Consider the following 26,145-nt stretch of genomic DNA (forward strand, 5'->3'; position numbering starts at 1 on the left):
GTTGGCACTAAGTGCCAACCCAGCGGAAGTGTTAAGGGCCTCCAGTGACCCGAAACACGGCGGCCCGGCGGATATCGCTAGGATGGGTGCTAGCCGTAAGCGGTCTACTCCAGGGTTACCAACCCACAGACGAATTCAGCATAGGAGTCACCATGCCCATTGCAACCCCAGAGATTTACTCCGAGATGATCGACCGCGCAAAGGCTGGCGGATTCGCTTTCCCCGCGGTCAACGTGACGTCGTCGCAGACTCTGAACGCTGCGATCCGCGGTTTCGCCGAGGCAGAATCCGACGGCATCATCCAGGTTTCCACCGGTGGCGCAGCCTACTGGTCGGGCGCTTCGGTCAAGGACATGGTGGCCGGTTCCCTCGGCTTCGCCGCGTTCGCCCGCGAAGTTGCCAAGAACTACAACGTCAACATTGCCCTGCACACGGACCACTGCCCGCAGGACAAGCTGGCAGACTTCGTTCTGCCGCTTCTCTCCGCTTCCGAGGAAGCCGTCAAGGCCGGCAAGGACCCGATCTTCAACTCGCACATGTGGGACGGCTCGCACGAGACCCTCTCCGAGAACCTGCGCATCGGCCGTGAACTGCTGGAGCGCGCCGCTGCTGCCAAGATCATCCTCGAAGTTGAAATCGGCACCGTCGGTGGCGAAGAAGACGGCGTTGAGAACGAAATCAACGAGAAGCTCTACACCACCACCGAAGACGCCCTCGCGACCATCGAGGCCTTGGGTGCCGGCGAAAACGGCCGCTACCTGACCGCTCTGACCTTCGGCAACGTGCACGGCGTGTACAAGCCGGGCAACGTGAAGCTCCGCCCCGAACTGCTCAAGCAGATCCAGGCCGAGGTTGGCGCCAAGATCGGCAAGGAAAACCCGTTCGACCTCGTCTTCCACGGCGGCTCCGGCTCCACGGAACAGGAAATCGCTGACGCCGTTTCCTACGGTGTCATCAAGATGAACATCGACACCGACACCCAGTACGCGTTCACCCGCCCGGTTGCCGGCCACATGTTCTCCAACTACGACGGCGTCCTGAAGGTCGACGGCGAAATGGGCAACAAGAAGACCTACGACCCCCGCGTCTGGGGCGCTTCCGCCGAAGCCGGCATGGCCGCGCGCATCGTCGAAGCCGCACAGCAGCTCGGATCGGTTGGCAAGACCTTCTAATGTCTGACGAATTCCGGAAGAACCTGATGGGGCCGGAGCCCACGCTCCTGCCCGCCGAGAACGAGATCTACCAGCACCTGGCCCTCGGCAAGGAAGCACTGGACCTCGTAGCGCAGAACCCCACCTCGTCACTCCTGTGGGCCATCCTCGCCGAGGAAGCCTGGGCTGAAGGCCGGACCATCGAGTCCTACGCCTACGCCCGTGTTGGCTACCACCGCGGTTTGGACTCCCTCCGCCGCAACGGTTGGCGCGGCGTCGGACCCATCCCATGGGAGCACGAGCCCAACCAGGGCTTCCTGCGCGCGCTCTACGCACTGGGCCGTGCAGCCTCCGCCATTGGCGAGGCTGAGGAGCCGGAGCGGATCGAGAAGTTCCTGAACGACTCGGACCCGAAGGCCAAGGCAGCGCTCGAAGCCCGCTAAGGCATCAAAGCAAACGACGACGGCGGCCCCCACCAAAAGGTGAGGGTCGCCGTCGTCGTGTGGGTGTTGTGGGGCCCGGTCTGCGTGCATTCCCGGGGGTTTGGGGTGCAAAGCTGGCCCCACAACGAAAGTGTGGGTGTTGTGGGGCCCGGTCTGCGTGCATTCCCGGGGGATTGGGGTGCAAAGCGGGCCCCACAACGAAGGGGTAACTAGGCCTTGCGGGGGATACCCGTGCGGGCCATGGCCTCGGCGTAGGCGCCGTGGATGGCGTCCAGGTATTCCTGCTGGCGTGCCGGGGTGCCGGCGAAGGAGCGGCCACCGAGCGAGCGGACCTTGAACGTCTTGAAGCCACGGCGCGCGATGCTGGCCGGTGCGGCCTTCATGAGCTGGTCGGCCAGGCGGTGGGCTTCGTTTCCGTGAGCCACCAGGGCAGAGGTGCGCGGCAGGAGCTGGAGGAGGCGAAGCAAAGGCTTGAGGCCCTCGGTGATGTTGGCAGGGGTGAGCTTGCCCGGTTCCTCGTTGGGCTCGATCCACGGGTACGCATTCCACGGCATCATGAGCTCGGGACGGAGGCCCAGCTGCCACTGCATGCCGAGCATGCGGGTGGCCGCTTCCTCCTCGCCGGGGGTGATGAAGCCCTCACCGGTGGTGGTGCGCTGATTGGAGAAAAGGCTGACGATGCGGCAGTCATCCATGCTGTGGGCGGGGTCGATGTAGAGGACCTCGCTGCCTGGCTTCTGCTCCTTGATGGAGTCGCACAGCTCGTTGACCTCAGCGATGTGCGGTTCGTAGCGGCGGTTCCAGAGGATTTCTTCGGGTGATTCAGTCGCCAGTTCTTGCATCAGGGGTTAGGTCTCCTAGGTGTTACAGCGCACCGTTCCAAGGGGCCGCGGGCATGCCGCAGCCGAACCTCAAAGGGTGCTGTTGGGGGCTAACTAACCTTACCGGACTTAGTGCGCCAGTGGGGGCCCGTTCGGCGCGCCATCGAATGCGACCCGGCGTGTTGCCCGGGAAAGTGTCCGGCATCTCGGTGACCGCGAACGTTCGGGACCCGCGCAACTCTCGACGCCGGTGCGTCGTTTCGGGCAAGATGCCCGGTATGGAGAAACAAGAGTCGCCCGCTGCCGCCGTTTCCGCTTTCCAGGAGCTGGGTTCAGAGCTCGCATCTGCCGGAGTGGTGATGGGGAAGATGTTCGGAGCCAGCTCGCTCATGCTGGACAAGAAGGCGCTGGCCTGTTTGAACGGCGACAAGGTGGTGTTCAAGCTGGGCAAGGACACCGCTGAACACGCGCGTGCTTTGGCCATTCCCGGGGCTGTGCTTTTTGATCCATCCGGTATGAATCGTCCCTTCAAGGACTGGGTCGAAGTTCCTTACGGCTCGCACACCGAGTGGCCCGCCTTTGCCGAAGCGGCGCTGCGTTTCGTGGCCGGCGGGTAAGCTGCCCAAGGCGCTCCGCACCGGCGTCGAACGCGTCCGTTAACCCTAAAGTGCACCTGGGCCCGGTGGGGCTTTTCCTTCCCCAGATAATGACGGTGAAACTACTGTTTCGGGGAAACCGTGAGGCCTCCCCACCAGCTCAGCATCATCAACCGTGGGGGTTACACAATGGTCGCAAAGACTTCATCCAACAAGGCAACAAAAGTTCGTGCACTCCTTGCCGGCGGGCTTGTCCTGGGCGTGGGAGCGGCGTTCACCTTGGCTGCCTGGACTGATAATGAATGGGTCTTCGGTAATTCCGGTGGGGATAACGGCCCGGGCACGCTGACCTACCACATGGAGCAAAACACTTTCAGCAACACCAACGGTACGGGCGCCGATGCGTGGAGCGACAAGCCGAACATTCCTACCGTGCCGGACTCGTCCGCAGGCGGGGATAACGACGGCGCGCTGACGTTCGGCGCCATTTCGGCCGCCCTCAAGCCCGGCGATACCGCCTATGCACCCATGCAGCTCCGGGCCGCAGCAGGTTCCGAAGCCCTCACGGCAACTTTGGCGGAGGCAGTCAAACTCGGTGGAACCGCACCCGCAGCTGACACCGCCACCAATTCCCTGGCCCTGTACAACGCCCTGACCTACCGCGCGGTCCAGGGTGTTACGCCGGCCAACTGCGCGGCAGGCACGCTGACCGGCGGCACTGACATCGTAGGTTCCGCAGCAGCCGGTGTCCCGCTGACAACCGTTTCGGCAACCCCCATCTCCCTGCCGAAGGGTGTCGACGCCACAACGGCCGGCTCCGCGGTGAACGTTTGCTTCGCCATCACCCTCCCGTCCGCCGTGACCGACGTGACCCTGCAGGGAAAGCAGACGATTCCGCTGTGGAGGTTCACCAGCATCGTCAGCTCGTAACACAGCTCTGTGACAGAGCCCTTGATCCGGACCAGAAGCTCGTCCCCATTGCCCCCTTTGGCCCCTGCCCTAGGAGGGGCGGGCTTCTGGGCCGTCTTGTCCCGCGTCCTCAAGGTCTCCCGTGAGATTGCCCTGACGTTGGTGGCCTTGCTCGGCCTGGTGTGCATCGTGGCGTTGGTCCTGGGCTTCGTCTACAAGGCGTCGTTCGTGGTCTTCCGGACCGGATCCATGGAGCCCATCTACCCGGTGGGGGCGCTGTCCCTTACCGTGCAGGTCCCGGCCGCGGAACTGGTCCCGGGTGACGTTGTCTCGGTCAAACGCTCGGAATCCGGAGTCCTGGTCACCCACCGCGTGGTGTCGGTGGAGCCTGATGGATCCGGTGCTTCCTTACGGCTCAAGGGCGACGCGAACAGTTCAGAGGATCCGCTGCCGTACCAGGTGGACACCGCACAGAAGGTGTTGGCAACGGTCCCCGCGGTGGGTTCCTGGGTGATGGCCATGCGGGGGCCCGGTTTCATCGGCGCTGCCACCATGGCAGTCGCCGCGCTCGTGGTGTGGGCGTATTGGCCCAAGCGGGTTGCCCGACACAAAGGTGTGGTGTCAACAGGGAGGTGAAAGAGCAGTGAAGCAGTGGATCCGGGCGGTGAGGCCTGCAGCGGCGGCGTGCGCCGTCGTCGTCGGTGTGCTGTTCTGTGCCGTCCCCGCCCAAGCTGCCGACCCCCTCATCCCGGTACCGGAGAACGGGATCCCGGGAGCCCTGTGGCTTTCCTCTTCCGTCTATCCGCTGGAGTTCCCGCAACTGGCGCCCGGCGATTCGTTCGTGTGGCAGATTGGGTTGTCGCTGGAAAAGCCCCAAGCCACCTCCTCCTTGCAGCTCGTGGCCACAGGCAGCCTGGCTGCCGCTGATGGATATGGCATCGCCGTGGATGAATGCCCGTCCCCATGGCAGGGCGACAGTGGCTTGAACCAGCAACTGACCTGCCCCGAGGGCTCAACGCCCAGAATCCAACCCACCCGCCTCAACGATTGGGACCAAGGCCTCCGTGTGCCGCTCAGCAACCTGCGGGCCGGAACCGCGCCGTACCTCCGTTTCACCCTGGCCGGACCCGCCGACCCCGCTCCGACCCAAGGCGCCGCGCTCACCTTGGGTATCGGGGTGACCGCCATGGGAGACGACGACGGCGGCAGCGCACCTTCGCTGCCACCCGGCACCACCGGCGGAACCAAGGAACCCCTTGGCAGCACGGGTGCCTCGTCCCTCCCGGCACTGTTCGCCGGCGGCGGTCTGCTGCTCCTGGGAACGGCGGTGCTGGCGTTTCTGAAACAGCCGCGTGAAGCCAAGGGGCACAGCGCATGACGCTCCGCAGCTCCCTGAGCCAACCCCTGCGTCGGGCATTCCTCAACCGACCACGCCGCTCCATTCTCGTGGCAGCAGCGGCCGCCATCAGCCTGGCCGCAACCACCAGCATCACCACGGCCGCATGGACGGACAGCGAATGGGTGAAGAGCGCTGTCGGTGTAAGTTCGCCCGGCGACTGCAGTACCAACTCCATGTTCACCAACCAGGCCTGGGCCAGGGAACTGCACGGCACCGTGCTGAACACCAACCTGGACACCGTGGCAGGCGTCCAAGGACTGACCGTGCTGAACAACGGCACGTCCGCTTCACCCACTCCTGTCTCCGCAGTTCTCGTGCCCGGCACCACGGACGCTTACGTCACCAAGATCCCAGTGACCGCGTTGGGCAGCAGTCCGGTCTCGGTGGGGTTGGGGCTGGGTGTTCCCGTAGGCGGCTTGGGGACGTATACGCAGTGGGCGCGCTCGCAAAAGAGCGGACAGGCGCACGGAGCTGCCGGGCTTGTGTCCGATCAGACCGGCGCCGTGGACGTCGCCGGCACAGCCAACGGAGCGGCAACCGCACCGAAGTCAGCCAGTATTTCGTTGGGCAACATCGTTCCGGCTTCGCTGGCCGGCGTCACCCTGGACGTGGGGGCAGTCGCGTCTTCTTCTGCGCTGGATTCCTGTGTCATGACCAACGGGTGGCCGATGCTGGACACCACGCCCACCGTGCAGCGCCAGTACGGGATAGCCGGGCTGGACCTGACAGCGGCGATTCCCGCCGTCGGGACGTTGTCCACGCAGGGCGCGTCATTGGTTGGCGCTGTTCCGACGCAACTGAACGCATTGCTGGGGACGGGCGGGTTGACTACAGGGATCTCTGACGGAATCTCGGCACTCATCAATCCGTTGCTGGGGTCGCTGTCCCTGGGGTCCATCAGTACTACGGCAACGTTGTCTGCCCCGGATCTGAGCGGGGTGACCGCGATGATGACCGAGTCGATGACCGACGGGATAGTCACCATCAACCTGGGGACCGGCACAGTGAAGGTTAACATCGCCTCGCTGGCCGGAAGCACGACTACCGGCTTGAACGGCATGGAACCCAATCACGCCGTGGTCCTGGATGCGGCCATGACAACAGCGGTGACCTCCAGGGTCACGGCATTACTGGATTCGTGGAAGAACCGGGTGCTCGCCGCGCTCACCACGGCCCTTCGCTCCATCACGCTGAACGCCACCACCAACATCACCTTGAAGCTGGCGGGTATCAACGCGGCCACCATCGGCGTCAAGATGGGGCCGTCCACTTTGGGGCAGTTCCTCGACGGGACCGCGGCAGCCCCCGTGGTAACCCCCAATGTCCTCGGGATTGACCTTGGAGGTGTGGTGGCGGCCCTGCTGGGCCCCATAACATCGGCTCTCCTCACCGGAAGCAACAACGTGGTGAAGAACGTCCTCAACGCCACCATCTTCAATGCCGGGCTGATCCCAACCCTGGGCACGAATCTGCAGTTGTTGATCACGCCGGTGATCAACGCCGTCGGGCCTGTCCTGACAGCTGTCCGTACGTTGGTGGCCATCAACGTCAACGTTCAGCCGGACCAAAGCTGGACCGGCAGCAAACCGGCGGACGTCACAGCTGCGGCGGGTGAATACAAAGTCTCCGCAATTCGCGTGGGGCTGGTGGACAGTGCCGGTCTGCTGAGCTTGTCGATGGGCAGTTCGTTGGCAGGTCCTGCTGCCTTGGTTCTTCCCTGACTTTGTCCACAACTGCACGCGAACGTTGGCCTAACACCAGAGAAACCGTTGCCATCGGCTAAACTTGGCTGGTAAGAGCCCCGAAACTCTTGCGTACGCCTTCCTTCCGGGGAGGCTGCACCTGTAAGCATCGGGGCGTTCTCATGTACGGCGTCCCGTCCTGGTCATCCGGCTGGAAACGGGCCCGAAAGAATGGGGGAGGATCCCATGCCCGCTATCGTGATCGTCGGAGCCCAGTGGGGCGACGAAGGCAAAGGCAAAGCAACCGATCTGCTCGGTGGCCGCGTTGACTACGTGGTCAAGCCCAATGGCGGTAACAACGCCGGGCACACCGTGGTTGTTGGCGGTGAGAAGTATGAGCTGAAGCTCCTTCCCGCGGGCATCCTGAGCCCCAACGCAATTCCCATTATTGGCAACGGCTGCGTGGTGAACCTTGAGGCCCTGTTCCAGGAAATCGACGGCCTCGAAGCCCGCGGCGCGGACACGTCCCGCCTGCGCGTTTCCGCCAACGCCCACCTAGTTGCCCCGTACCACCAGGTGCTGGACAAGGTGACCGAACGCTTCCTCGGCAGCCGCGCAATCGGCACCACAGGCCGTGGCATCGGCCCGGCTTACATGGACAAGGTGGCCCGCCTCGGCATCCGTGTCCAGGACGTCTTTGACGAGTCCATCCTCCGCCAGAAGGTGGAAGGTTCGCTGCGCCAGAAGAACGAACTCCTGGTCAAGGTCTACAACCGCCGCGACATCGTGGTGGATGAGATCGTGGACTACTTCCTGTCCTTCGCCGAGCGGCTGCGCCCGCTGGTCATCGACAGCACGCTGGAGCTCAACAACGCTTTGGACGAAGGCAAGGTGGTCCTCATGGAAGGTGGCCAGGCAACGTTCCTGGACGTTGACCATGGCACCTACCCGTTCGTCACCTCCTCCAACCCCACGGCTGGCGGCGCCTCCGTGGGCTCGGGCATTGGCCCCACCCGCATTTCCCGGTCCATCGGCATCATCAAGGCGTACACCACGCGTGTTGGCGCCGGTCCGTTCCCCACGGAGCTGTTCGATGAGATGGGCGTTTACCTGCAGAAGACCGGTGGCGAGTTCGGTGTCAACACCGGCCGTCCCCGCCGCTGCGGTTGGTACGACGCCGTCCTGGCCCGCCACGCTTCCCGCGTCAACGGTTTCACGGACTACTTCGTCACCAAGCTGGACGTCCTCACGGGCATCGAGCAGATCCCCGTCTGCGTTGCCTACGACGTCGACGGTGTCCGCCACGATGAGATGCCCATGACGCAGACCGAGTTCCACCACGCAGTGCCGATCTTCGAGTACTTCGACGGCTGGACCGAGGACATCACCGGTGCACGCACCCTGGAAGACCTTCCGGAGAACGCCCGCAACTACGTGCTGGCCCTCGAGAAGCTCTCCGGCACGCGTTTCTCGGCCATCGGCGTCGGCCCGGACCGCGACCAGACAATCGTGGTCCACGACTTGATCAACGACTGATCACCACCTGATTTACGACGACGGCGGGTCGCCTCGGTTCCTGACGGAAGCCGGGGTGCCCGCCGTCGTCGTTAACGCGTGGGACGCTGAGGCGACCGGCGGGTCGCCTCGGTTCCTGACGGTCGCCTCAGCTGCCGCTGCCAAGGTGGATGGTTACCACGGTGCCGCCGCCCTGTGCGGAGCCGATCTCCAGCCGACCACCGGCCACGGCCACAATGCGTGCGCAGGTTGCCAGGCCAAGGCCGGTTCCGGGAGGATCGTCTTCCCTGTGCAGACGGACCAGGGGATCGAGTACCCGGTCACGGTCGGCTTCGCTGATTCCCTTGCCGTTGTCCGCCACCCGGAAGGCTGCGCCCTCGTCCGTCCGTTCGCCCGTGATCCGGATGACGGGCGGAACTCCGGGCCGGCTGTACATGACCGAGTTATGGATCAGGTTCTGGAGCAATACCCTCATCTGGCCGGGGTCCGCGCTGAAGACAAGATCATCGCAAGCCACTGAAGCGCCGTTCGCCTTGAGGCTCGCGGCCAAATCCTGGACCACATCCTGCACCACCGCCTTGAGCGAGACCGAGGCCGGCCGGACATCGCCGCCGATGGTCGCATAGGCAAGGACGTCTTCCACCATGCTCAACATCCTTTGCCCGGAATTCGCCACCACGTCCAAGTACTGGGCGATGGTCGCGTCCGGGGCGTCCTGGGCCTCCATCTGGCTGAGTTCGACGAATCCGAGGATGGACGTGAGGGGATTGCGCAGGTCATGGCTGATGCGGCCGGCGAATTCGGCGAGCAGGGCATTGCTGCGCTGCGCCTCGGCCAGGGCGCCGGCCAGTTCCCGTGCACGGTGTTCCAGGGCGAAGGCTTCGACAACCTCCGCTGCCAGGATTTCGAGGCCTTCGCGTTGCCGGTCGCTGAGCCGGCCGGTTTCCCGTGCCCCGGCGCAGAGCGTCCCCAGAACAAACCCGTCGTCGCTGACCAGCGGCACTGAGGCGTAGAACCTGATCGCACCGCGGCGGCCGTCCACAAACGGGTTGTCCTTGTACCGCGAATCAAGCGATGCATCTTCCACCACGGTGGAGGTCCCGCTCTGGAAGCCGACGGCACACATCGAATCCTCGCGGCTGCACAGATAGGGCTCCAGCCCTGCGGTGGCCACCTGGTACTGCAGGTCTTGGGTGATGATGTTGATGGCAGTCACTGGTTGTCCGCACACCGTGCGGGCCAGCTCCACCAGGTTCTGCAGCCGCTCCGAGGGCACGGGAACAGCCAGCTCCAACCCCGGCCCCGGGACGGGCAGCCCCTTGCGGGAAAGTATCGAATCCCGGGCTGATTCGCCTGTTCTCATCCAGCCATCCTGTCAGATGAGCACCACAGGCCGTTGTCACAAAACAGCTGTCCTGGTGGGTGTGCTGCTATGCAACCGCTACTGCCGGGGCGTTTCGGAAGTGGCCCAGGGCGATGAGCGTCGCTCCGGCCAACGTCCACAGGCCCAGAACCAGCCAGGGAAATGCGGCGGAGGCGTCCTGGAAATAGGAGAGGTCGCGCAGCAGTGTTCCGGAGGCGCCGGGGACAAGCCACTGGCCTACGTCGCCCCAGGGTGCGGGGAGGAACTCCTTGGGCTGGGTCAACGACGAGAGCGGGTTGCCGATGAAAAGGGTGATGATTGCGCCTACGGCGATGCCGGCCCGCCCGATGAGCGCGTTCAGGCCCACGATGATCGCAGCTGTCGCGACGACTCCCAGGCCGATGGCACCGGCGTTCGCCCAAAAACTCCCTTGGAGTGTGTGGAACCAGCCCTGCAGAATGCCAGCGAGCCCCAGACCAGCGACCACTCCATAAGCCAGAATGGCCCCGAATCGGCGCCACGTTCCGGAGACGAACAGCGAGATCAGTACGCCGCCGATCATGCCTCCCATCGCGAGCGGCAGACCAGCGACGGCCAGTCCTGTGCCGCGCGCGTCATCGGACGAAAGAGGTACGACGTCGGTGATGGTCACCTCGGGAACCGCGGCCGCCGGCGCGGCCTGTGGGGCCTGGACCGCTTGGCCGGTCCCGGGTGCCTGACCGCTGGCGGCTGCCTGCGCCGCCTGGGCTGCCTGGGCTGCCTGGGTGAGGGCACTTTGGAGTTTGCCGATAGCTTGAACCTGTATTTGGGACTGCAGCTGGGCGCCCATTTGGGTTAGCGCCTGCGATGCGACCGGACTGCCCGCGCTGGCGACGAGGATCTCCGGCGATGTCCCCAAGACGATCGCCCCATAAACCTGGCGCTGCTTGATGAGCTCTACGGCTTCATCGCGGCTGGACGCTGTGCGGATATCCAAGCTGCCGGCAGGGCCTTTGGCAGCGATTTGGGAGACCTGGTCGGGGTTGCCCACGGCAGCAATGGGGAGGTTCTGGACTTTGGCGGTGACGCTCGGCCATGCGAACGCCAGCAGCACCGCACAGACGGCGACGGCGGCGAGCAGTGCTGTACGCAGCGCGTGTGGCCAAGGGGTATGGGGGCTCGGCATCAATGCCGGCTGACGCCTCGGCTGCGTGAGCTCAGTTGTCGTGGACATGGGCGTCCTCTCATGTTGCTTTACAAAAAAGAATGTTCGTTCTTCATTGTGAATGCATTGGATGGCCCCGTCAAGAATGATCATTCGTTTTCTTTTCGGGGTACGGTGGGTGCATGCCGAAAGTTACCGAGGAACACCGCGGAGCCATGCGGGAACGCATTCAACGGGCCGCGCTGGCGTGCGTTGCGGAGAAGGGCTTTTCCAGCGTTTCCATGGGGGACATCATCGCCGAGGCGGGGCTTTCAGCGGGCGCGGTCTACGTGTACTACCGCAGTAAAGAAGAACTCATGGTTGATACCGGCCGGTTGGTCTTCCACGAGCGCATGGCCTCGCTCGAACGACTCAGTAGCCAGGACGACGTGCCGCCCCCGGTCGAGGCCGTGTTGGCACTTATGTCCGGACTGGCACAGCTGGACTTCTTCCCGGGAGTCGCGGTGCAGGTCTGGGGAGAGGCTGTCCGGAATGACAAATTGGGTGTCGTGGCGCGGGAGATCCTTGGTGAAATCCGGGGGCACATCGAGAACTACTTGAAGGGTTGGCTGCGCGGATCCGGGCCTGACGAAGAAGCAGCTGAACGGGCCCGCCGGCTCGCCCCCGCCATCCTGGGGCTGATCCAGGGTTTTGCCATTCAGGCAGCGCTGGGAGGAGAAGAGGCGGAAGCTGCCTACTTGGAGTCCGCCCGGACGCTGCTGTCGGATCTCTAGAGGAGTCAGCGGCCGGACTCGGTGTCCTCAAAAAGGTGCTCAGCACGTGGCTGAGTACGTCGTCGGGAACGGCGTGGCCATGAGTTTTATGTCGATCTGCGATCGTACGATCGTGGTTCACGACCTGGCCAACGACTATGGCGGGGGCTGTCATTGTTGCCAACCACGACTTCGTGTTGATCCCCAACTACTCGCGTCCCTAGGCGCCCGGGCCCGGGACTAATTCCGGGAGGCGTTCGGTTACCTCCTTTGGGGCTGAACCCAGAACACGAACGCAACCAGACGATGACGGGGATGAGATACATGACTACAGAGATTGCTGACGGAGTTGGATTCCGTTCCCGGCGCGGACCCATCCTCATTGCCCTCATGCTTTCCACTGGCTTGGTGGCCATCGATTCAACGATCGTCGCCACGGCCGTGCCCTCCATTGTGGAAGACATCGGCGGCTTCAGTTCCTTCCCCTGGCTTTTCTCGGCGTACTTGCTGGCGCAGGCCGTTTCGGTGCCTATTTACGCCAAGCTTTCCGATGTCGTGGGCAGGAAGCCCATCATCCTGAGCGGCATCGGCCTTTTCCTGCTGGGGTCCATCCTGTGTGGGCTGGCATGGAGCATGCCGGCGCTGATTGCCTTCCGGGTGCTTCAAGGCCTCGGGGCAGGTGCCGTGCAGCCGGTGTCAATCACCATCGCAGGGGACATCTACACCCTCGCCGAGCGTGCCAAAGTGCAAGGCTATCTGGCCAGCGTGTGGGCCATCTCTTCCGTGGTGGGCCCTACGTTGGGCGGTGTCTTTGCTTCTCTGGGGATCTGGCGCTGGATCTTCCTGATCAACATCCCGTTGTGCTTCCTGGCGGGCTGGATGTTGGTGCGTACCTTCCATGAGAACGTCGAGCGGGCCAAGCACCGTATTGACTACCTGGGGGCCACCCTGCTGACCGTTTCCTTGAGCCTGCTGATCCTCGGTGCGCTTGAGGGTGGCCAGGCGTGGGCCTGGAACTCACCTGTCAGCATCACGGTCTTCGCGGTGGGTACTTTGCTGTTGGGTGCTTTTGTCCTGGCTGAGCGGAGGGCCGCTGAGCCGATCCTCCCGTCGTGGGTGCTGTCGCGGCGGCTGCTCGCCACCACGGCATTCATCTCCTTCGGCGTTGGCGCGGTCATGCTGGGACTTACTTCGTACGTCCCAACGTTCCTCGAAGGGTCCTTGAAGACTTCTCCCATCCTGGCCGGTCTCGCCCTGGCTGCCTTGACCGTGGGCTGGCCGATCAGTGCATCGCAGGCCGGCCGGTTCTATCTCCGGATCGGGTTCAAACGGACGGCCTTGATTGGGATCTCCATATCGGTGGCGGGCGCGGCGGTCCTCGCGTCCACGGCGACCTCGCCCAACGTCGTGTTTGTGGCACTGGCCTGCTTCATTGTTGGCCTGGGGCTTGGGCTGGTGGCGACCCCCAGCCTCATTGCCGCCCAGTCAAGCGTGGAATGGAACGAACGCGGAGTAGTCACCGGAACCAACCTCTTTGCCCGTTCCATCGGCAGCGCGTTGGGAGTGGCCGTCTTTGGCGCGATCGCCAACGCTATCTATGCCAACGGTCCATCCGGCGGAGCTGATCCGCAAACCACGGTGAGCGCATCCGCAGCGGTGTTCGTGGCCGTGCTGGTCAGCGCCGTACTCACTGTGGTGGCCGTGATCGCCATGCCCGCTGCGCAGCGGGCGGACAGCAACACCCCGACAGACGCAAAGGCCACCTCGGCACCTGTGGAGGACTAGTCTCAAACGCATGAATGAACTGATCACCGGCACTCTGGAAAAGCTCTTTGAAGGCACAGTATGGGCCGAGGGGCCGGTCTGGATACCGGGATCGCAGACGGTTCGCTGGAGCGACATCCCCAACAACCGCATCCTTGAGTTCAACCCAGCAACCGGCGGCACGCGCGAGTACGCCACCGCCGTCGAGTACACCAACGGCCGGACCCTCCACCCCGACGGGAGCGTGGTGCAGTGCAGTCACGGCCGAAGGCGCGTGGAGCGGGATCACGACGGCGACGTCACGGCTATCGTCGACTCGTTCGGTGGGCATCGGCTCAACTCGCCCAACGATGTGGTGGTCGCCAAGGATGGAACGGTGTGGTTCACCGATCCTCCCTATGGAATCCTGCCGGGCACCGTTGAAGGTCATGAAGGCGAGCAGGAATACGGTGGCTGCTACGTGTTCCGGTTCGACCCGGCAACGGATGAACTGACGCCGGTCATCACGGATCTGGTCCACCCGAACGGGCTGGCATTCTCGCCGGACGAATCGCTGCTGTACGTTTCCGACACTGCCGGACCTTCCCGTGGAGTCCCGTTCCGGATGGCCGTCTATCCAGTAAAGGATGGCTAATGCGGGTCCGGAACGACGTTCGTGGAACTGGAGGAGGACAGGGCTTCGGACGGTTTCCGCGTTGACGTTGAAGGCCGGTTGTGGACTTCGGCAGGCGCATCGGTGCGGGTCTACGCGCCCGACGGCGGGCTGCTTGCCGCCGTCGAACTTCCGGAGAAGGTTTCCAACCTGTGTTTCGGTGGTCCCGACGGGCATGACCTGTACATCACGGCCACCACATCCTTGTACCGTCTCGGTACGGGGACGCGTGACGCTGTGTGGGAGCGCTGACCAGGGCGGCCCCCAATTTATAAGGTTGCTGTGGTTCTGGGTGGGCGGGTTCGATACGCTGGGTCAAAGCGACACCACTGCTAGCAGGGGAGTGAACGTGTCAGGACCCAATCCCGACCCGTACGAGGACAAGATCACAGGCTTGGAACCCGGTGGGGGAGTGCCCCCGGGCGAAACCCCGCCCGGCGAGTCTTCCACGGCGGGCCCCCAGGGCCACGATGAGGGCGGGCCGAGGAGGGGCAGCCAAGTTCTGTGGATGTCGATCATCGGCGTCTTCGTGCTGTTGTCAATGCTCTACTTCATCGGTTATATCGTGGGATTCTTCGACTAAGGCAGCAGGTGAAGGAATAGCTTCGCGTAAGTGGCAGTTGACGCTCACATGAAGGCAATTACCTATAGCAAGTACGGAACCCCGGACGTCCTGGAATTCACCGAGCAGCCAATGCCCAAAGTAGGGCCGGGCATGGTGCTGGTCAAGGTCAAGGCGGCGTCAGTGAATCCGGTGGACTGGAAGATCATGGCCGGGTATTTGGACCCCCTCATGGATCTTCAGTTTCCGGCCATTCCGGGATGGGATGTCGCTGGGGTAGTGGAGTCCACGGGTATTGACGCTCCGCACTTCCAGCCAGGCGATGAGGTCATCGCCTACGGCCGCAAGGACTACGTCCACGGCGGCAGCTTTGCTGAGTACATTGCGTTGCCCGAGCGGCTCCTGGCCCGCAAGCCGGAGTCCCTGAACTGGAACGAATCCGCTGGCCTGCCCCTTGCCGGTTTGACGGCGTTGCAGGTACTGCGGCGGCTGGAGCTGGCTGCGGGCGAGACAGTATTGATCCACGGCGGTTCGGGCGGCGTTGGTTCGCTCGGAATCCAGATTGCGAAGGCCCTTGGCGCGAACGTGATCGCCACTGCTTCGGAGAAGAACCATGACTTCCTCCGCTCGCTCGGGGCTGAACCCGTGACGTATGGCGAAGGGCTTGCGGAGAGGGTCCGGGCACTTCGCCCCGAAGGCGTGGAAGTGGTCGCGGACTTTGTGGGCGGCAACCTTTCGACCACCCTGGCGGTCCTGAAGGAAAACGGCCGGCACGCATCCATCGCCGACAGCGATGTTGAGGAGCACGGCGGCACCTGGATGTGGGTGAACCCCGTGGGCGCTGAGCTGCAGGAACTGGCCGAGATGGTGGACGGGAACAAACTCCAGGTGGAGGTAGCGGAGACTTTCCCCTTGGCTGAAGCAGCGGAGGCGTTCCGCCTCAACATGGAAGGCCACACGCGCGGCAAGATCGTAGTCACGGTGGGCGCCGAGATCCAGGAAGCATAAATTTGCCATCATTTGCCATTTTTGTGACACTGGACTCCTCTGTTCCCCAGTGTTAGGCCGATGTTTTGACGGACATTCAAGGTTTCGCGACGCAAACCAAGCGCTGACACGCACCTGATGTCCTTTTCGGGCCGGTGGTTGCAGCGCACTCGCTGAAATCACTGGAGTTCTGAAAACATCATGCCTGTTACAAAAAACCCGTCCATTACCCTGACCGACGTCCGCCTTGACTGGCCGGATGGAACCCCTGCCCTCGCCGGAATTTCCGGAACGTTCGGAGTGGGCCGCACAGGCCTGGTGGGAGCCAACGGGGCCGGAAAATCCACGCTGTTACGCCTCATTGCCGGGGTCATGGCTCCGACGAGTGGCCGGATCACCACCAACGGCGACGTCGGGTACCTTCCGCAGACACTGACCCTCGGCACAGGCTCGACCGTGGCGGACTTGCTCGGTATCGGCCCTAAGCTGAGGGCTCTGCATGCCATTGAAGCCGGCGACGCCACGGTGGAGAATTTTGAGATCGTAGGCGATGACTGGGACATCGAAACCCGCGCGGACGAGTCCCTGCGTCACATCGGCTTTTCGGCGGTGGACCTGGACCGGAACGTTGGCGAAATCTCGGGTGGCGAAGCCATGCTGGTCGCCATCACGGGACTTCGGCTCCAACGCTCTGCAATCACGCTGCTGGACGAGCCAACGAACAATCTGGACAGGGAAGCGCACGCCAGACTCTCCGGTCTCATCACTTCCTGGCCGGGAACGCTGGTGGTGGTCAGCCACGACCTCAGCTTGCTGGAGTTGATGGAGAACACCGCGGAACTTCATGCCGGGGAACTCACGGTCTTCGGTGGCCCCTACAGTGCTTGGCGATCACACCTGGATGAGCAGCAGGCCGCGGCAGTCCAGGCGGCCCAGGCCGCGAAACAGGCGGTGAAGGTTGAGAAACGCCAACGCCAGGAGGCTGAAGCGAAGCTGGCAAAGCGGGCCCGGACCGGTCAAAGCAGTTATGACAACAAAAAGGGATCCAAGATTCTGATGAACCAGCGGGCCTCCGATGCGCAGGTATCGGCAGGCAAGCTGCGTTCAGGTTCGGACGACAAGGTGAACGCGGCCCAGGCCGCACTGGATGCGGCCTCGTCCAGGATCCGGGAAGACGAACGGATCGGCGTGAACCTTCCGGATCCCGATGTTCCCCGGGGCCGGCGCATCGCCGAGTTGCGGGGAACCAACCGCGCCTTCGTGGTGGAAGGTCCGGAACGGGTGGCTATCGTTGGTGCGAACGGGGCAGGGAAGACCACCCTGCTTGAACGCGTGGTCTGCGGTGAGCCCTTGGCCGACAATGACGAGGTGAGTGACGTCGTCGAATCCGGTACTGCGGGTGGCCGCCTCCTGACTGGGCGTGCGGGATACCTGCGCCAGCGCCTGGACGGCCTGGACGAAGCTGCTACCACGCTGGAAAACGTCCAGTCGGCCGCACCGGATGTCCCTGCAGGTGAAATCCGGAACCAGCTGGCGCGGTTCCTGTTGAGGGGTGACAGCGTCTACCGGCCCGTTCATACGCTGTCCGGTGGCGAACGGTTCAGGGTTTCGCTGGCCCGGCTCCTCTTCGCCGATCCGCCACCGCAGGTACTGATCCTTGATGAGCCCACCAACAACCTGGACATCCAGAGCGTGGACCAGTTGGTGGAAGCGTTGAATGCCTACCGCGGCGCCGTGATCCTGGTAAGCCACGACGACGATTTCCTGGCCCGTCTGGATCTGGACCTTGTGCTGAACCTGGACCGTGACGGGTCACTCACGGAGTTGCCTTCGTAAGTGCCGGAAGTAGGTTCCGGAACCCTGAGGCAGGATGCGTGCCATGTAGTCTGGGAACTTCGATTTGGGGGAATTCATGGTGACTCGTCAGCGCAGCGGCTGCTTTTCCGTAGTGGCGGCAGGAATATTATTGATGGCGTGGGTTGGCTCCATTTTCTGGACTGCCATCGACGAAGGTGCGGTGCCCGCCGACTCGTCGTTCCTTGCCATTCCGTCGCCCAGCGAAGCTGGGGCGATCAGCACACGCTGTGGTTCAGGAGGCTGTTCACGGGTAATGACCGTAAACGTCAAACCACCTCAGACATCACAGTCGCTTGCAGCGGAGATGGGGCTGACGCAGGAACGGTGCGAACCGATGAACCTATGGACCATGCGAAAGACCTGTACCGGAATTTCCAGTGACGCCGGGGGACTCAAAATCTACCTGCAATACTCCCCGTTCTTCTCCAAGTACTAGCTTTTCCAAGTACCAGGCACGACGACGGCAGCCACCTTTGGTTCCTTGCGGAACCTTGGGTGAGCTGCCGCCGTCGTTGTTAGGCAGTTGGCCGGAAGGCGCTACTTGGCCAGGAAGCCCAGCAGGATTTCGTTGATCTCGGCGCCGTGGGTCCAGAGGAAGCCGTGCGGTGCGTCCTCGATTTCGACGTACTCCGCTGAGGGCAGGCGCTTGGTGAATTCGCGGCCGGTGGAGTCGATGGGCAGGATGCGGTCGCCGGTTCCGTGGACGATCAGGGACGGAACGGTGACCTTTTCGATGTCGGAGCGGAAGTCGGTCAGCCAGGTGTCAACCACGGCGAACGATGCATACCAGGACGAGCCTGCAGCGACATTCCAGGAGTTGCGCAGTGCTTCTTCGCTGAGCCTGTTTCCGAGGAAGTTATCGGTGTTGTAGAAGTCCTTGTAGAAGTTGGTGAACCAGGCGTAGCGGTCTTCCATGGCGGCGTTGCGGATGCCGTCGAACACAGAGGACGGAACGCCCGCGGGGTTGTCGTCGGTCTGGAGGAGGAACGGTTCCAGCGATGCCAGGAACACAGCCTTGGCCACGCGGGCCTCGCCGTAGGTGCCGATGTAGCGCCCGACTTCGCCGGTGCCCATGGAGAAACCGACCAGGACGGCGTCATGCAGGTCAAGGGTTTCCAGGACTGTGTTGAGGTCCGCTGCGAAGGTGTCGTAGTCATAACCGGTGGTGGTCTTGCTGGACTTGCCGAACCCGCGGCGATCGTAGGTGATGACGCGGTAGCCGGCGTTCAGGAGGGCGGCAGTCTGCTTTTCCCAGGAGGCGCCGTCGAGGGGGTAGCCGTGGATCAGGACAACCGGCTGGCCTGAGCCGTGGTCCTCGTAGTAGAGCTCGATGTCCGTGGTGTTTTCAGTTCCGACTTTGATGAAGCCCATGATTCTGTTCCCTTTCCTCGAAGTAGAGAACGATCGTTCTCTCTCTGTTTACAAATACTATAGAACGATCGTTCTCATTTCAAGTAGTATTGGCCTATGGATATTTCCGAGGTCCGGCACCGCATCGTCGCGACAGCTGACGAACTCTACAACGCCAAAGGAATCCAGTCGGTGGGCATGGACGAGCTGCGGACTGCTGCCGGTGTCTCACTGAAAAAGCTCTACCAGGAATTTCCGTCAAAAAGCAGCATTGTCATGGCCGTACTGGAGCGTCGGCATGAATCCTGGACTGACGGGTTGGATGCTGCGGTGCGCCAGGCCTCCGGGCCGCGGGCGAAACTCCTGGCGATCTTTGACTATCTGGCCGGATGGTTCTGCCAGGATTCGTTCCGTGGTTGCGGTTTCATCAACAGCTTCGCGGAGTTGGGCGCCGTCAGCCCCGAAGTAGCGGAGTACGCGCGGAAGCACAAGGAATCGTTCCAGGAATACGTCGCCGGCCTCGCGGGCGACGCCGGAGCCCCGCCTTACCTGGCGCCCCAGCTTTCGATCCTGGCTGAGGGGGCGCAAACGACGGCGGCCATCGCCGGCTCGCCCGAGGCTGCGGGACAAGCGCGGCAGGCCGCCGAAGTGCTGATCCAAGCCGCGTTGGGCCGCGTCGCATCAACGGTTCCCGCCGCCGTCGTGCAATAAGTCGTTCAGTAGCCCCTTCAGCGGGCCTCGAGGTCGTCCAGGGTCTTGCCTTTGGTGTCGGAAGACATGAGCGTGGCTACGGCGGAGACGAGGCAGATGCCGAGCGTCGTCAGGCCGATGACCATGGGTATGTTGGCGGACCCTGGCGGAGCGATTGCGGTGAACAGGCTCGGGAAGAATGAGGCGATCATGAGTCCGATGTTCTGGGACACCGCGAAACCGGTGACGCGCATCCGCATGGGGAACTGCTCCTGGAAGAAGGTGGCGAAGGTGGCATTCCACATCTGGAACAGGATGCCCTGGACGATCGCCACGCAGACGAACACCAGGGGCAGGCTTCGCTGTTCGATGGCCCAGAGGTAGCCCACGGTCAGCAACCCTCCGGCCATGCCTCCCGCCACCATCAGAGCGCGCCGGCCGATCTTGTCGGAGAGTGCCCCGAACGCTGGAATGGTCAAGACAGCAGTTACGTTGGCCGCCATGGTCACCCACAGGAACTCGCTGCTGGAGAACCCGATCCCGTAACCCTTTTGAGTGGCGAAGGAGACCCCGAAGATCAGGGTGGCCATGCCGATCACGTTGGTGAAGGTCATCGCAATGCAGCGGACCAGGACCCAAGGGTGGGTGCGCAGGAGGTCAACCAGCGGGAACCGGCGCTTGGCGGGTGAATCCTCGGACTGTGCCAAGTAAGCGGGCGGTTCCTGAACCCGGCGGCGAATGACATAACCTGCCACGATCACCACGGCGCTGAGCAGGAAGGGAAGCCGCCATCCCCAGGAATGGAACTCTTCATCGGGCAGAATGGCAGCGAGTGGAATCAGCACGGCTGTAGCCAGAATTGAACCGACCTGCGTGCCCTGGAGGCTGAAGCTGGCAAAGAATCCGCGCCGGGCATCGGGGGAGTGTTCCACGATCATCGCGCTTGCACCACCGAGTTCGCCGGCGACGGCGAAGCCCTGGATCAGGCGGAGGATCACCAGCAGGGCGGGGGCCAGGAGGCCGACCTGTTCGTAGGTGGGCAGGAGGCCCACAGCGAAGGTGGCGAACCCCATGAGCAGCATCGCGAAGACGAGCACCTTCTTGCGCCCGTGCCGGTCGCCATACGCGCCCAGGATCACTGCGCCCAGCGGCCGCGAAACATATCCCACCGCGTAGGTGGCCAGTGAGGCGATGATTCCCACGGTGGGATTCCCGGTGGGGAAGAAGATGGTGGGAAAAAGGAGCGTTGCTGCCAGCGAGTACAGGGCGAAGTCGTAGTACTCCAGTGCACTTCCGATCCAGCCGCTCATGGCGGCTTTCTTCGGGTCCTTGCGGGCGGTGCTGTCGCTGGGGACGGGAGGGGTGTCCCTCCGGTGCATGACGGTCACGTCGCTGTACTCCTCTGGCGTCGTTGGCAAAGAACAAAACTCGTCTTGAATCGATTCATAATCATATGACGTGACCTGCGTTACGTCAACGGAGGACTGCGGCCTCGGATGCCGGTAGCACGGTGGCGCAGGAGTGGGCAGGCGCCCTCTGTGTTGCGGAATGGCCGCCTGCGTTGCGGGATGGCCCCAACGGGCAGCGCGGGGCTAGGCTTCTTGAATGCGCCGAACGGCGCGGCAGGAAGAAGACGATCCGTGTTTGAAGCCCCCAGCATCTTGTTCCTCTCAGCAGGCTTTGCGGTGTTGGCTGCCGCCGTCCTGCCCAAACTGTTGCGACGCATGCCGTTGTCCATGCCAATGGTTTTTCTTGGCAGTGGAATCCTGGCCTTTACTTTGCTCCCGGACTTGCCGGACCCTGACCCCGTTCGCTACGGGGAGTTCACAACCCACCTCACTGAAATCTGCGTCATCATTTCCTTGATGGGTGCGGGCTTGGCCCTGGATCGCCCCTTCCGCTGGCGGGGGTGGTCAACCACCTGGCGGCTCCTCGGCATCGTCATGCCCTTATGCATCCTGGTGATGACGCTCCTGGGAATGTGGGTGTTGGGGTTGGGGCTCGCAGCCGCCGTCCTTATCGCCGCGGCGATCGCCCCCACTGACCCGGTGCTGGCCTCCGAGGTCCAGGTGGGAAAACCTGCGGACAGCGAAGAAGACCCGGACGAGGACGAGGTCCGCTTTGCCTTGACGTCGGAAGCCGGCTTGAACGACGGGCTTGCTTTCCCGTTTGTCTACCTGGCCATCCTCATCAGCCTGGTGGGGGCCGCACCGGCCGCGTGGTCCGGGGAGTGGGTGGCTGTGGACCTGCTCTGGCGTATTGCTGCGGGTGTGCTGATCGGATTCGGCACGGGCAAGCTGCTGAGTCTGATCTTCTTCGCTGCCAAGGGAAAGAGCTTCCGCCTGTCCGAGCACTCCGAGGGCTTCGTGGCCCTGGCGGCTACTTTCCTGGCCTACGGCGCCACCGAAATGGTGGCGGGATATGGTTTCATCGCGGTTTTCATCTGCGCCCTGACCATCCGGTCGGCCGAGCGTAACCACGCCTATCACCAGGTCCTGCACAGCTACGTGGAGCAGTTGGAGCGGCTGATGACCGTGGTGATCCTGGTCCTCCTTGGCGGGGCCATTGCCCGTGGGCTGCTGGAAGGCGTTGGCTGGCCCGAAGTGCTGGTGGTCCTGGCTTTCCTCCTGCTGGTCCGGCCCTTGGCTGGGTGGATCGGGCTGATGCGCGGGAAGACCGGCCCCCGGGAGCGCCTGGCGATCTCGTACTTTGGAATTCGGGGGATCGGGTCCCTCTTTTACGTTGCCTTTGCGATCAGTCATGGCCACTTCGACGCCGAGGCCCGCAGCCTGTGGGCAATAGTCGGGCTGGTAGTGGCGCTTTCCATCGTGGTGCATGGGGCTACCACTGCGCCGCTGATGAACCGGTTGGACCGCCTTCGCGTTGCTGAAGCGCGTAAGCAGCACGGTGACGAGGGCCGGGCCCCCACCACTGCCGTCTAGGTGTCGATCCGCTTCCCAGTTGCCGCCGTCGCCGTCTTTTGTAAATATTTTGGAGTAATTAGCCGCCGCCGGGGAGTACTTTTTCAACATGAATAATCAGCACCCTGAGGGTTTGAGCAGGGACGATACCCAAAAAGGTGCGACGCGGGGGTTGCCGGGGTGCTCCCGCGCCAGCACTTTGCCCCATCGCTGGCCCTAGGCGCACCACGATTGCGGGCGTACAGTCCGCTGTATAGCTCCCCCGCATCCTGTTGGGCAGTTGCTTTGGGGCGGTCGCCCCGCTGGGGGAAGGAACTGCCATGCAACACACCTCTGCGCGAAAAGATCCACGGATACAGTCAGCGGGATCAAGCTACCGGCGTAAGACGGTATCAGTGGGGGCCGCCTCCGGAGTTCTTCTCCTGGCGGGTGCGATCATGCTCCAACAGTCTCCGGCATTTGCCGCGACGCCGGTGAACCTGGGCACGGCGGGGTCGTATTCGGTCCTTGCCGCCACGACGGTGACCAATACCGGTCCCACCACCCTTCAAGGAGACCTTGGCCTGAGCCCAGGCACCGCCATTACCGGATTTCCGCCCGGCATCGCCGCTGGTACCACTCACGCGGCCGACGCGGTGGCCTTGCAGGCACAATCGGATCTGACCACCGCCTACAACAGTGCCGCGGGGCAAGCTTTGACGGCGGGCGTCTCCGGAGACCTGGTTGGTCAGACGCTGACGGAAGGCGTTTACAAATCAACATCCTCGCTGGCGCTCAGTGGCCAGCTGACACTCGATGGCCAGGGCAACCCGGCCTCAGTGTTCGTATTCCAGGTGGCCTCTACGCTGATCACGGCCTCCGCCAGCAGCATCATCTTCACCAATGGCGCCCAAGCATGCAATGTGTTCTGGCAGGTGGGCAGCTCGGCAACCTTGGGAACGGCATCGAGTTTCAAGGGCACCATACTGGCCCTGACCTCCATAACAGCCCAGACCAACGCCATCGTGGAGGGGCGGCTCCTGGCTCGTAACGGGCAGGTTTCCCTGGACACCAACGTGATCACCGCACCGGCTTGCGTCACGGCACCCACCACCTCCGCGCCACCAGGAACAGCGACGGCGACGGCGACGGCCACACCTACCGCAACGGAAACGGCGTCGGAAACTGCGACGGCGACCGCTACGCCGACCGAAACTGAAACGGCGACGGCGACCGCTACGCCGACCGCAACTGAAACGGCGACTGCAAGCCCGACGGTGACTGTGACTGCGTCGGAAACGGCGACTGCCACACCGACGGCGACCGCTACCGCGACGCAAACGGCGACGGCGACTGCCACACCGACGACGACCGCTACCGCGACGCAAACGGCGACGGCGACTGCCACTGCCACTTCCACTGACAGTGCCGTTCCGGTCCAGTCGGTACCCTTGGCCGGGACGGGCAGGAACCAGGGCACCAATGTGGATACTGCAGCAAGGGTTTCCAACACCGGACCAATGAGCCGGACGGCCGTGCTCGGCACGATCCTCGTGGCCTTGGGTGGTGCAGGGATGCTGACTTTGGGAATCCGCTTGGTAACGGGTATTCGCAAGGAAAACCGGTAGGAGTAGCAGCTTGCGGCGAGAACCTGCACTGCGAGGGAGACACCGCCGTTCGCCGGGGCCCTGGGAGCCACGGCGATCGGCGGTTGTCGTCTTCCTGGGCGTGATCCTGTTGGCGGTGATGCTTCCAGGGTGGTGGTCAACGCAGGCCGCCACCTACTCCGGGTCGACAGCGGCAGCAGGTGAGCGGTCCCCGGCAGGCAGCGCCGTGACCCCGTTTAGTTCCGGCAGCGCTTCGGCGTCACCACCGGCGTCAACGGCGGCGTCACTACCGGCGTCGCCCGGGCAGCAGCAAGTGCCCAGCGAGACCGCTCCAGCGCCCGCCGGTTCGCCGCCGTTGCACATAACGTACCGAACGGTGGGGTTGGACCAGGCCATCGTGCCCCTGGCTCCAACAGAGGCCGAACGGGAACTGGGTTCCATCATTCCGCCGTATACACACGATGCATATTGGCTCGATCCGTATGGCATGCCCGGAGCGGGATCAACCAACACCACGTACCTGGTGGGGCACAGCTGGGAGGGGCAGCCGTCTCCCTTCAACAACATCAGCACCCTCGCGCGGCCCGGTGACAGTATCACGGTCGCTACTGCAGAGGGGCTGCTGGAGTTCAGGGTCGACTCGGTGGCGACGGAGTACAAGGACACCCTGCGGGACAGTGAGATTTGGGACAGGGTTCCGGGCCGTCTTATCCTCATCACCTGTTACGCGGCGGATCTGTGGGGGAAGAACATCATTGTGCAGGCGAGCCCGGAGCGCAGGTAGCAATCAAGCGTCACGAGCTGGATGGAAGCGGTGCCGCCGCGGGCGGGCCGTGGAAGACTGGACCCATGTCTTCCCGTCCCATGAAACCGCGCCCCCAGCCCGACGCCGTTGAGAGTGATGGTCCCAAGCCTGCGGGCAAGGGTCGCCGCCACCTCGCCATGAGGCTCGACGACGCGTGGCTGGGTTTGCAGACCCGGCTTGCCATCCGGCGTGGCCGGGTGGAGACGGTGATTCCCTACACAGGCTACGGCTCAACGGCGTGGGTCCGGGTGCTCGCCCGCGTGGTGCGGAGTGATCCCCGCGACGCTGCAGGGCACGCCAAGCCGTTGCAGGAAAGCATGCGCGGCTGGCGGAATTTCACCAGTGCTCCCGTAGCCAACGCCGCAGTGAAAGTGACCATCGCCGGAACCGTTCATGACGTCGTCGCAGACCGCGGCGGTGTGGTGGACGCGCGGATCCCCGTGGCCCTCAACCCGGGGTGGCATACCATCGAGCTGCAGTCCGGGGAATCCCAAGTTGTGGAAGCTCCCGTGCGGATTGTCGCGGACGACACGGACTTCGGTGTCGTCTCGGATATTGACGACACTGTCATGGTCACTGCGCTGCCCCGCCCTTTCCTGGCTGCCTGGAACACGTTCGTCCTCAACGAACACGCCCGGACTCCTACCCCGGGCATGGCGGTGCTGTATGAGCGGATCGCCAGGACCGCACCGTCCGCGCCGGTACTGTACTTGTCCACCGGGGCCTGGAACGTGGCCCCGACCCTGTCGCGTTTCCTGTCCCGCAATCTGTATCCGGCAGGTCCCAAGCTGCTGACTGACTGGGGCCCCACCCCTGATCGATGGTTCCGCAGCGGCCAGGAACATAAGCGGACCTCTTTGGAGCGCCTCGCGGGGGAGTTCCCCCACGTCAAGTGGCTGTTGGTCGGTGATGACGGACAGCACGACGAAGCGATTTACTCGGAGTTCGCCCAGCGCCATCCGGAGAATGTCCGGGCCATCGCCATCCGCCAACTCTCAGCCGGCGAGGCGGTCCTCGCAGGCGGTCGGTCGAAGACGGGCGGGCAACCCACTCCGGGCGTCCCCTGGATCTACGCCCCGGACGGCGCAGGGATGTCGGCCCGGCTCGAGGAGTTGGGCATCATCCGGAGCGACATCCGTTCAGCCGACGATCCTGAGGAAGGCGACGTCCAGTCCTAGTCCAGTCCTAGGCCCGGG

At 63.5% G+C, this 26,145-nt stretch carries 25 protein-coding genes and 1 pseudogene; 20 read left to right on the forward strand and 6 right to left on the reverse strand.

Going from position 1 to position 26,145, the window contains the following annotated elements; genetic code table 11:
- The first annotated feature begins 152 nt into the window (after positions 1–152).
- Positions 153–1,172 (forward strand): class II fructose-bisphosphate aldolase, encoded by a 1,020-nt coding sequence (gene fbaA / locus IEY62_RS16600; protein ID WP_189019837.1) that lies wholly within the window; start codon positions 153–155, stop codon positions 1,170–1,172.
- Complete coding sequence (locus IEY62_RS16605; RefSeq protein ID WP_039239501.1) at positions 1,172–1,594, forward strand: DUF3151 domain-containing protein; 423 nt, start codon at positions 1,172–1,174, stop codon at positions 1,592–1,594. Before fbaA ends, IEY62_RS16605 begins: the two co-directional genes overlap by 1 nt.
- Before the next feature lie 209 nt (positions 1,595–1,803).
- Here IEY62_RS16605 and IEY62_RS16610 read toward each other — a convergent pair whose 3' ends face one another.
- Entirely contained in the window at positions 1,804–2,436 is a 633-nt protein-coding gene (locus IEY62_RS16610; RefSeq protein ID WP_189019839.1) for a uracil-DNA glycosylase family protein, read from the reverse strand.
- 257 nt (positions 2,437–2,693) lie between these two features.
- On the opposite strand from IEY62_RS16610, the gene IEY62_RS16615 reads away from it, so the two are divergent.
- The 6 genes from IEY62_RS16615 (at position 2,694) to IEY62_RS16640 (ending at position 8,537) form a co-directional block, all read left to right on the forward strand.
- Positions 2,694–3,032, forward strand: coding sequence for a hypothetical protein (locus IEY62_RS16615; RefSeq protein ID WP_189019841.1), 339 nt, complete (start codon positions 2,694–2,696; stop codon positions 3,030–3,032).
- A 168-nt stretch (positions 3,033–3,200) separates the two neighbouring features.
- Positions 3,201–3,941, forward strand: a complete 741-nt coding sequence (locus tag IEY62_RS16620; RefSeq protein WP_189019843.1) for a SipW-dependent-type signal peptide-containing protein — start codon at positions 3,201–3,203, stop codon at positions 3,939–3,941.
- A gap of 9 nt (positions 3,942–3,950) precedes the next feature.
- Positions 3,951–4,556: a signal peptidase I gene (locus tag IEY62_RS16625; protein ID WP_229785392.1), complete on the forward strand. Its 606-nt coding sequence runs from the start codon at positions 3,951–3,953 to the stop codon at positions 4,554–4,556.
- Positions 4,557–4,563: 7 nt separating this feature from the next.
- Complete coding sequence (locus IEY62_RS16630) at positions 4,564–5,298, forward strand: hypothetical protein (protein WP_189019845.1); 735 nt, start codon at positions 4,564–4,566, stop codon at positions 5,296–5,298.
- Positions 5,295–7,040, forward strand: coding sequence for a choice-of-anchor G family protein (locus tag IEY62_RS16635; RefSeq protein WP_189019847.1), 1,746 nt, complete (start codon positions 5,295–5,297; stop codon positions 7,038–7,040). Before IEY62_RS16630 ends, IEY62_RS16635 begins: the two co-directional genes overlap by 4 nt.
- A gap of 207 nt (positions 7,041–7,247) precedes the next feature.
- Positions 7,248–8,537, forward strand: coding sequence for an adenylosuccinate synthase (locus IEY62_RS16640; protein ID WP_018780072.1), 1,290 nt, complete (start codon positions 7,248–7,250; stop codon positions 8,535–8,537).
- A gap of 127 nt (positions 8,538–8,664) precedes the next feature.
- Here IEY62_RS16640 and IEY62_RS16645 read toward each other — a convergent pair whose 3' ends face one another.
- Together IEY62_RS16645 and IEY62_RS16650 are read right to left on the reverse strand one after the other, a co-directional pair.
- A complete protein-coding gene (locus IEY62_RS16645; RefSeq protein ID WP_189019849.1) occupies positions 8,665–9,879 on the reverse strand; it encodes a GAF domain-containing sensor histidine kinase in 1,215 nt (404 codons plus the stop codon).
- 67 nt (positions 9,880–9,946) lie between these two features.
- Entirely contained in the window at positions 9,947–11,092 is a 1,146-nt protein-coding gene (locus IEY62_RS16650) for an ABC transporter permease (protein WP_189019851.1), read from the reverse strand.
- A gap of 113 nt (positions 11,093–11,205) precedes the next feature.
- On the opposite strand from IEY62_RS16650, the gene IEY62_RS16655 reads away from it, so the two are divergent.
- The 7 genes and pseudogenes from IEY62_RS16655 (at position 11,206) to IEY62_RS16685 (ending at position 18,033) form a co-directional block, all read left to right on the forward strand.
- A complete protein-coding gene (locus tag IEY62_RS16655) occupies positions 11,206–11,796 on the forward strand; it encodes a TetR/AcrR family transcriptional regulator (protein WP_189019853.1) in 591 nt (196 codons plus the stop codon).
- 303 nt (positions 11,797–12,099) lie between these two features.
- Positions 12,100–13,560, forward strand: coding sequence for an MFS transporter (locus tag IEY62_RS16660; RefSeq protein WP_189019855.1), 1,461 nt, complete (start codon positions 12,100–12,102; stop codon positions 13,558–13,560).
- Positions 13,561–13,570: 10 nt separating this feature from the next.
- Positions 13,571–14,443, forward strand: a pseudogene (locus IEY62_RS16665) (SMP-30/gluconolactonase/LRE family protein).
- Positions 14,444–14,540: 97 nt separating this feature from the next.
- Positions 14,541–14,774, forward strand: a complete 234-nt coding sequence (locus IEY62_RS16670; RefSeq protein ID WP_189019857.1) for a DUF6480 family protein — start codon at positions 14,541–14,543, stop codon at positions 14,772–14,774.
- A gap of 48 nt (positions 14,775–14,822) precedes the next feature.
- Positions 14,823–15,761: an NADP-dependent oxidoreductase gene (locus IEY62_RS16675; RefSeq protein ID WP_189019931.1), complete on the forward strand. Its 939-nt coding sequence runs from the start codon at positions 14,823–14,825 to the stop codon at positions 15,759–15,761.
- Positions 15,762–15,941: 180 nt separating this feature from the next.
- Complete coding sequence (locus IEY62_RS16680; protein ID WP_189019859.1) at positions 15,942–17,576, forward strand: ABC-F family ATP-binding cassette domain-containing protein; 1,635 nt, start codon at positions 15,942–15,944, stop codon at positions 17,574–17,576.
- A gap of 76 nt (positions 17,577–17,652) precedes the next feature.
- Positions 17,653–18,033, forward strand: a complete 381-nt coding sequence (locus IEY62_RS16685) for a hypothetical protein (protein ID WP_229785394.1) — start codon at positions 17,653–17,655, stop codon at positions 18,031–18,033.
- Between the two features lie 101 nt (positions 18,034–18,134).
- Here the strand turns inward: IEY62_RS16685 and IEY62_RS16690 are convergent, their stop codons facing one another.
- Positions 18,135–18,968 carry an alpha/beta fold hydrolase gene (locus tag IEY62_RS16690; RefSeq protein ID WP_189019861.1) on the reverse strand — a complete coding sequence of 278 codons (834 nt, stop codon included), beginning with the start codon at positions 18,966–18,968 and terminating at the stop codon, positions 18,135–18,137.
- A 96-nt stretch (positions 18,969–19,064) separates the two neighbouring features.
- Here IEY62_RS16690 and IEY62_RS16695 point away from each other — a divergent pair, with 96 nt between their 5' ends.
- Positions 19,065–19,658, forward strand: coding sequence for a TetR/AcrR family transcriptional regulator (locus IEY62_RS16695; RefSeq protein ID WP_189019863.1), 594 nt, complete (start codon positions 19,065–19,067; stop codon positions 19,656–19,658).
- Positions 19,659–19,675: 17 nt separating this feature from the next.
- On the opposite strand, the gene IEY62_RS16700 is transcribed toward IEY62_RS16695, so the two are convergent.
- Positions 19,676–21,025 (reverse strand): MFS transporter, encoded by a 1,350-nt coding sequence (locus IEY62_RS16700; RefSeq protein ID WP_189019865.1) that lies wholly within the window; start codon positions 21,023–21,025, stop codon positions 19,676–19,678.
- Positions 21,026–21,277: 252 nt separating this feature from the next.
- On the opposite strand from IEY62_RS16700, the gene IEY62_RS16705 reads away from it, so the two are divergent.
- Together IEY62_RS16705 and IEY62_RS16710 are read left to right on the forward strand one after the other, a co-directional pair.
- A complete protein-coding gene (locus tag IEY62_RS16705; RefSeq protein WP_189019867.1) occupies positions 21,278–22,579 on the forward strand; it encodes a cation:proton antiporter in 1,302 nt (433 codons plus the stop codon).
- A 299-nt stretch (positions 22,580–22,878) separates the two neighbouring features.
- Positions 22,879–24,165 (forward strand): ice-binding family protein, encoded by a 1,287-nt coding sequence (locus IEY62_RS16710; RefSeq protein WP_189019869.1) that lies wholly within the window; start codon positions 22,879–22,881, stop codon positions 24,163–24,165.
- Positions 24,166–24,318: 153 nt separating this feature from the next.
- Here IEY62_RS16710 and IEY62_RS21730 read toward each other — a convergent pair whose 3' ends face one another.
- Positions 24,319–24,507, reverse strand: coding sequence for a hypothetical protein (locus tag IEY62_RS21730; RefSeq protein WP_229785396.1), 189 nt, complete (start codon positions 24,505–24,507; stop codon positions 24,319–24,321).
- Between the two features lie 13 nt (positions 24,508–24,520).
- Between IEY62_RS21730 and IEY62_RS21735 the strand changes: the two genes are divergently transcribed.
- Positions 24,521–24,928 (forward strand): class F sortase, encoded by a 408-nt coding sequence (locus IEY62_RS21735; protein ID WP_229785398.1) that lies wholly within the window; start codon positions 24,521–24,523, stop codon positions 24,926–24,928.
- A 65-nt stretch (positions 24,929–24,993) separates the two neighbouring features.
- A complete protein-coding gene (locus IEY62_RS16720) occupies positions 24,994–26,127 on the forward strand; it encodes an App1 family protein (RefSeq protein WP_189019871.1) in 1,134 nt (377 codons plus the stop codon).
- Positions 26,128–26,145: the final 18 nt, after the last annotated feature.

It is taken from the genome of Paenarthrobacter histidinolovorans, assembly GCF_014647595.1.
Taxonomy (GTDB): domain Bacteria; phylum Actinomycetota; class Actinomycetes; order Actinomycetales; family Micrococcaceae; genus Arthrobacter; species Arthrobacter histidinolovorans.

Excerpts from the sequence above, each read along its gene's own strand:
- IEY62_RS16660 (WP_189019855.1), top strand. The coding sequence starts at position 12,100 with ATGACTACAGAGATTGCTGACGGAGTTGGATTCCGTTCCCGGCGCGGA.
- IEY62_RS16615 (WP_189019841.1), top strand. The coding sequence starts at position 2,694 with ATGGAGAAACAAGAGTCGCCCGCTGCCGCCGTTTCCGCTTTCCAGGAG.
- IEY62_RS16610 (WP_189019839.1), bottom strand. The coding sequence starts at position 2,436 with ATGCAAGAACTGGCGACTGAATCACCCGAAGAAATCCTCTGGAACCGC.
- IEY62_RS16605 (WP_039239501.1), top strand. The coding sequence starts at position 1,172 with ATGTCTGACGAATTCCGGAAGAACCTGATGGGGCCGGAGCCCACGCTC.
- fbaA (WP_189019837.1), top strand. The coding sequence starts at position 153 with ATGCCCATTGCAACCCCAGAGATTTACTCCGAGATGATCGACCGCGCA.
- IEY62_RS16635 (WP_189019847.1), top strand. The coding sequence starts at position 5,295 with ATGACGCTCCGCAGCTCCCTGAGCCAACCCCTGCGTCGGGCATTCCTC.
- IEY62_RS16690 (WP_189019861.1), bottom strand. The coding sequence starts at position 18,968 with ATGGGCTTCATCAAAGTCGGAACTGAAAACACCACGGACATCGAGCTC.
- IEY62_RS16650 (WP_189019851.1), bottom strand. The coding sequence starts at position 11,092 with ATGTCCACGACAACTGAGCTCACGCAGCCGAGGCGTCAGCCGGCATTG.
- IEY62_RS21730 (WP_229785396.1), bottom strand. The coding sequence starts at position 24,507 with ATGTGCAACGGCGGCGAACCGGCGGGCGCTGGAGCGGTCTCGCTGGGC.
- IEY62_RS16655 (WP_189019853.1), top strand. The coding sequence starts at position 11,206 with ATGCCGAAAGTTACCGAGGAACACCGCGGAGCCATGCGGGAACGCATT.
- IEY62_RS16720 (WP_189019871.1), top strand. The coding sequence starts at position 24,994 with ATGTCTTCCCGTCCCATGAAACCGCGCCCCCAGCCCGACGCCGTTGAG.
- IEY62_RS16645 (WP_189019849.1), bottom strand. The coding sequence starts at position 9,879 with ATGAGAACAGGCGAATCAGCCCGGGATTCGATACTTTCCCGCAAGGGG.
- IEY62_RS16685 (WP_229785394.1), top strand. The coding sequence starts at position 17,653 with ATGGTGACTCGTCAGCGCAGCGGCTGCTTTTCCGTAGTGGCGGCAGGA.
- IEY62_RS16620 (WP_189019843.1), top strand. The coding sequence starts at position 3,201 with ATGGTCGCAAAGACTTCATCCAACAAGGCAACAAAAGTTCGTGCACTC.
- IEY62_RS16695 (WP_189019863.1), top strand. The coding sequence starts at position 19,065 with ATGGATATTTCCGAGGTCCGGCACCGCATCGTCGCGACAGCTGACGAA.
- IEY62_RS16675 (WP_189019931.1), top strand. The coding sequence starts at position 14,823 with ATGAAGGCAATTACCTATAGCAAGTACGGAACCCCGGACGTCCTGGAA.
- IEY62_RS16680 (WP_189019859.1), top strand. The coding sequence starts at position 15,942 with ATGCCTGTTACAAAAAACCCGTCCATTACCCTGACCGACGTCCGCCTT.
- IEY62_RS16710 (WP_189019869.1), top strand. The coding sequence starts at position 22,879 with ATGCAACACACCTCTGCGCGAAAAGATCCACGGATACAGTCAGCGGGA.
- IEY62_RS16640 (WP_018780072.1), top strand. The coding sequence starts at position 7,248 with ATGCCCGCTATCGTGATCGTCGGAGCCCAGTGGGGCGACGAAGGCAAA.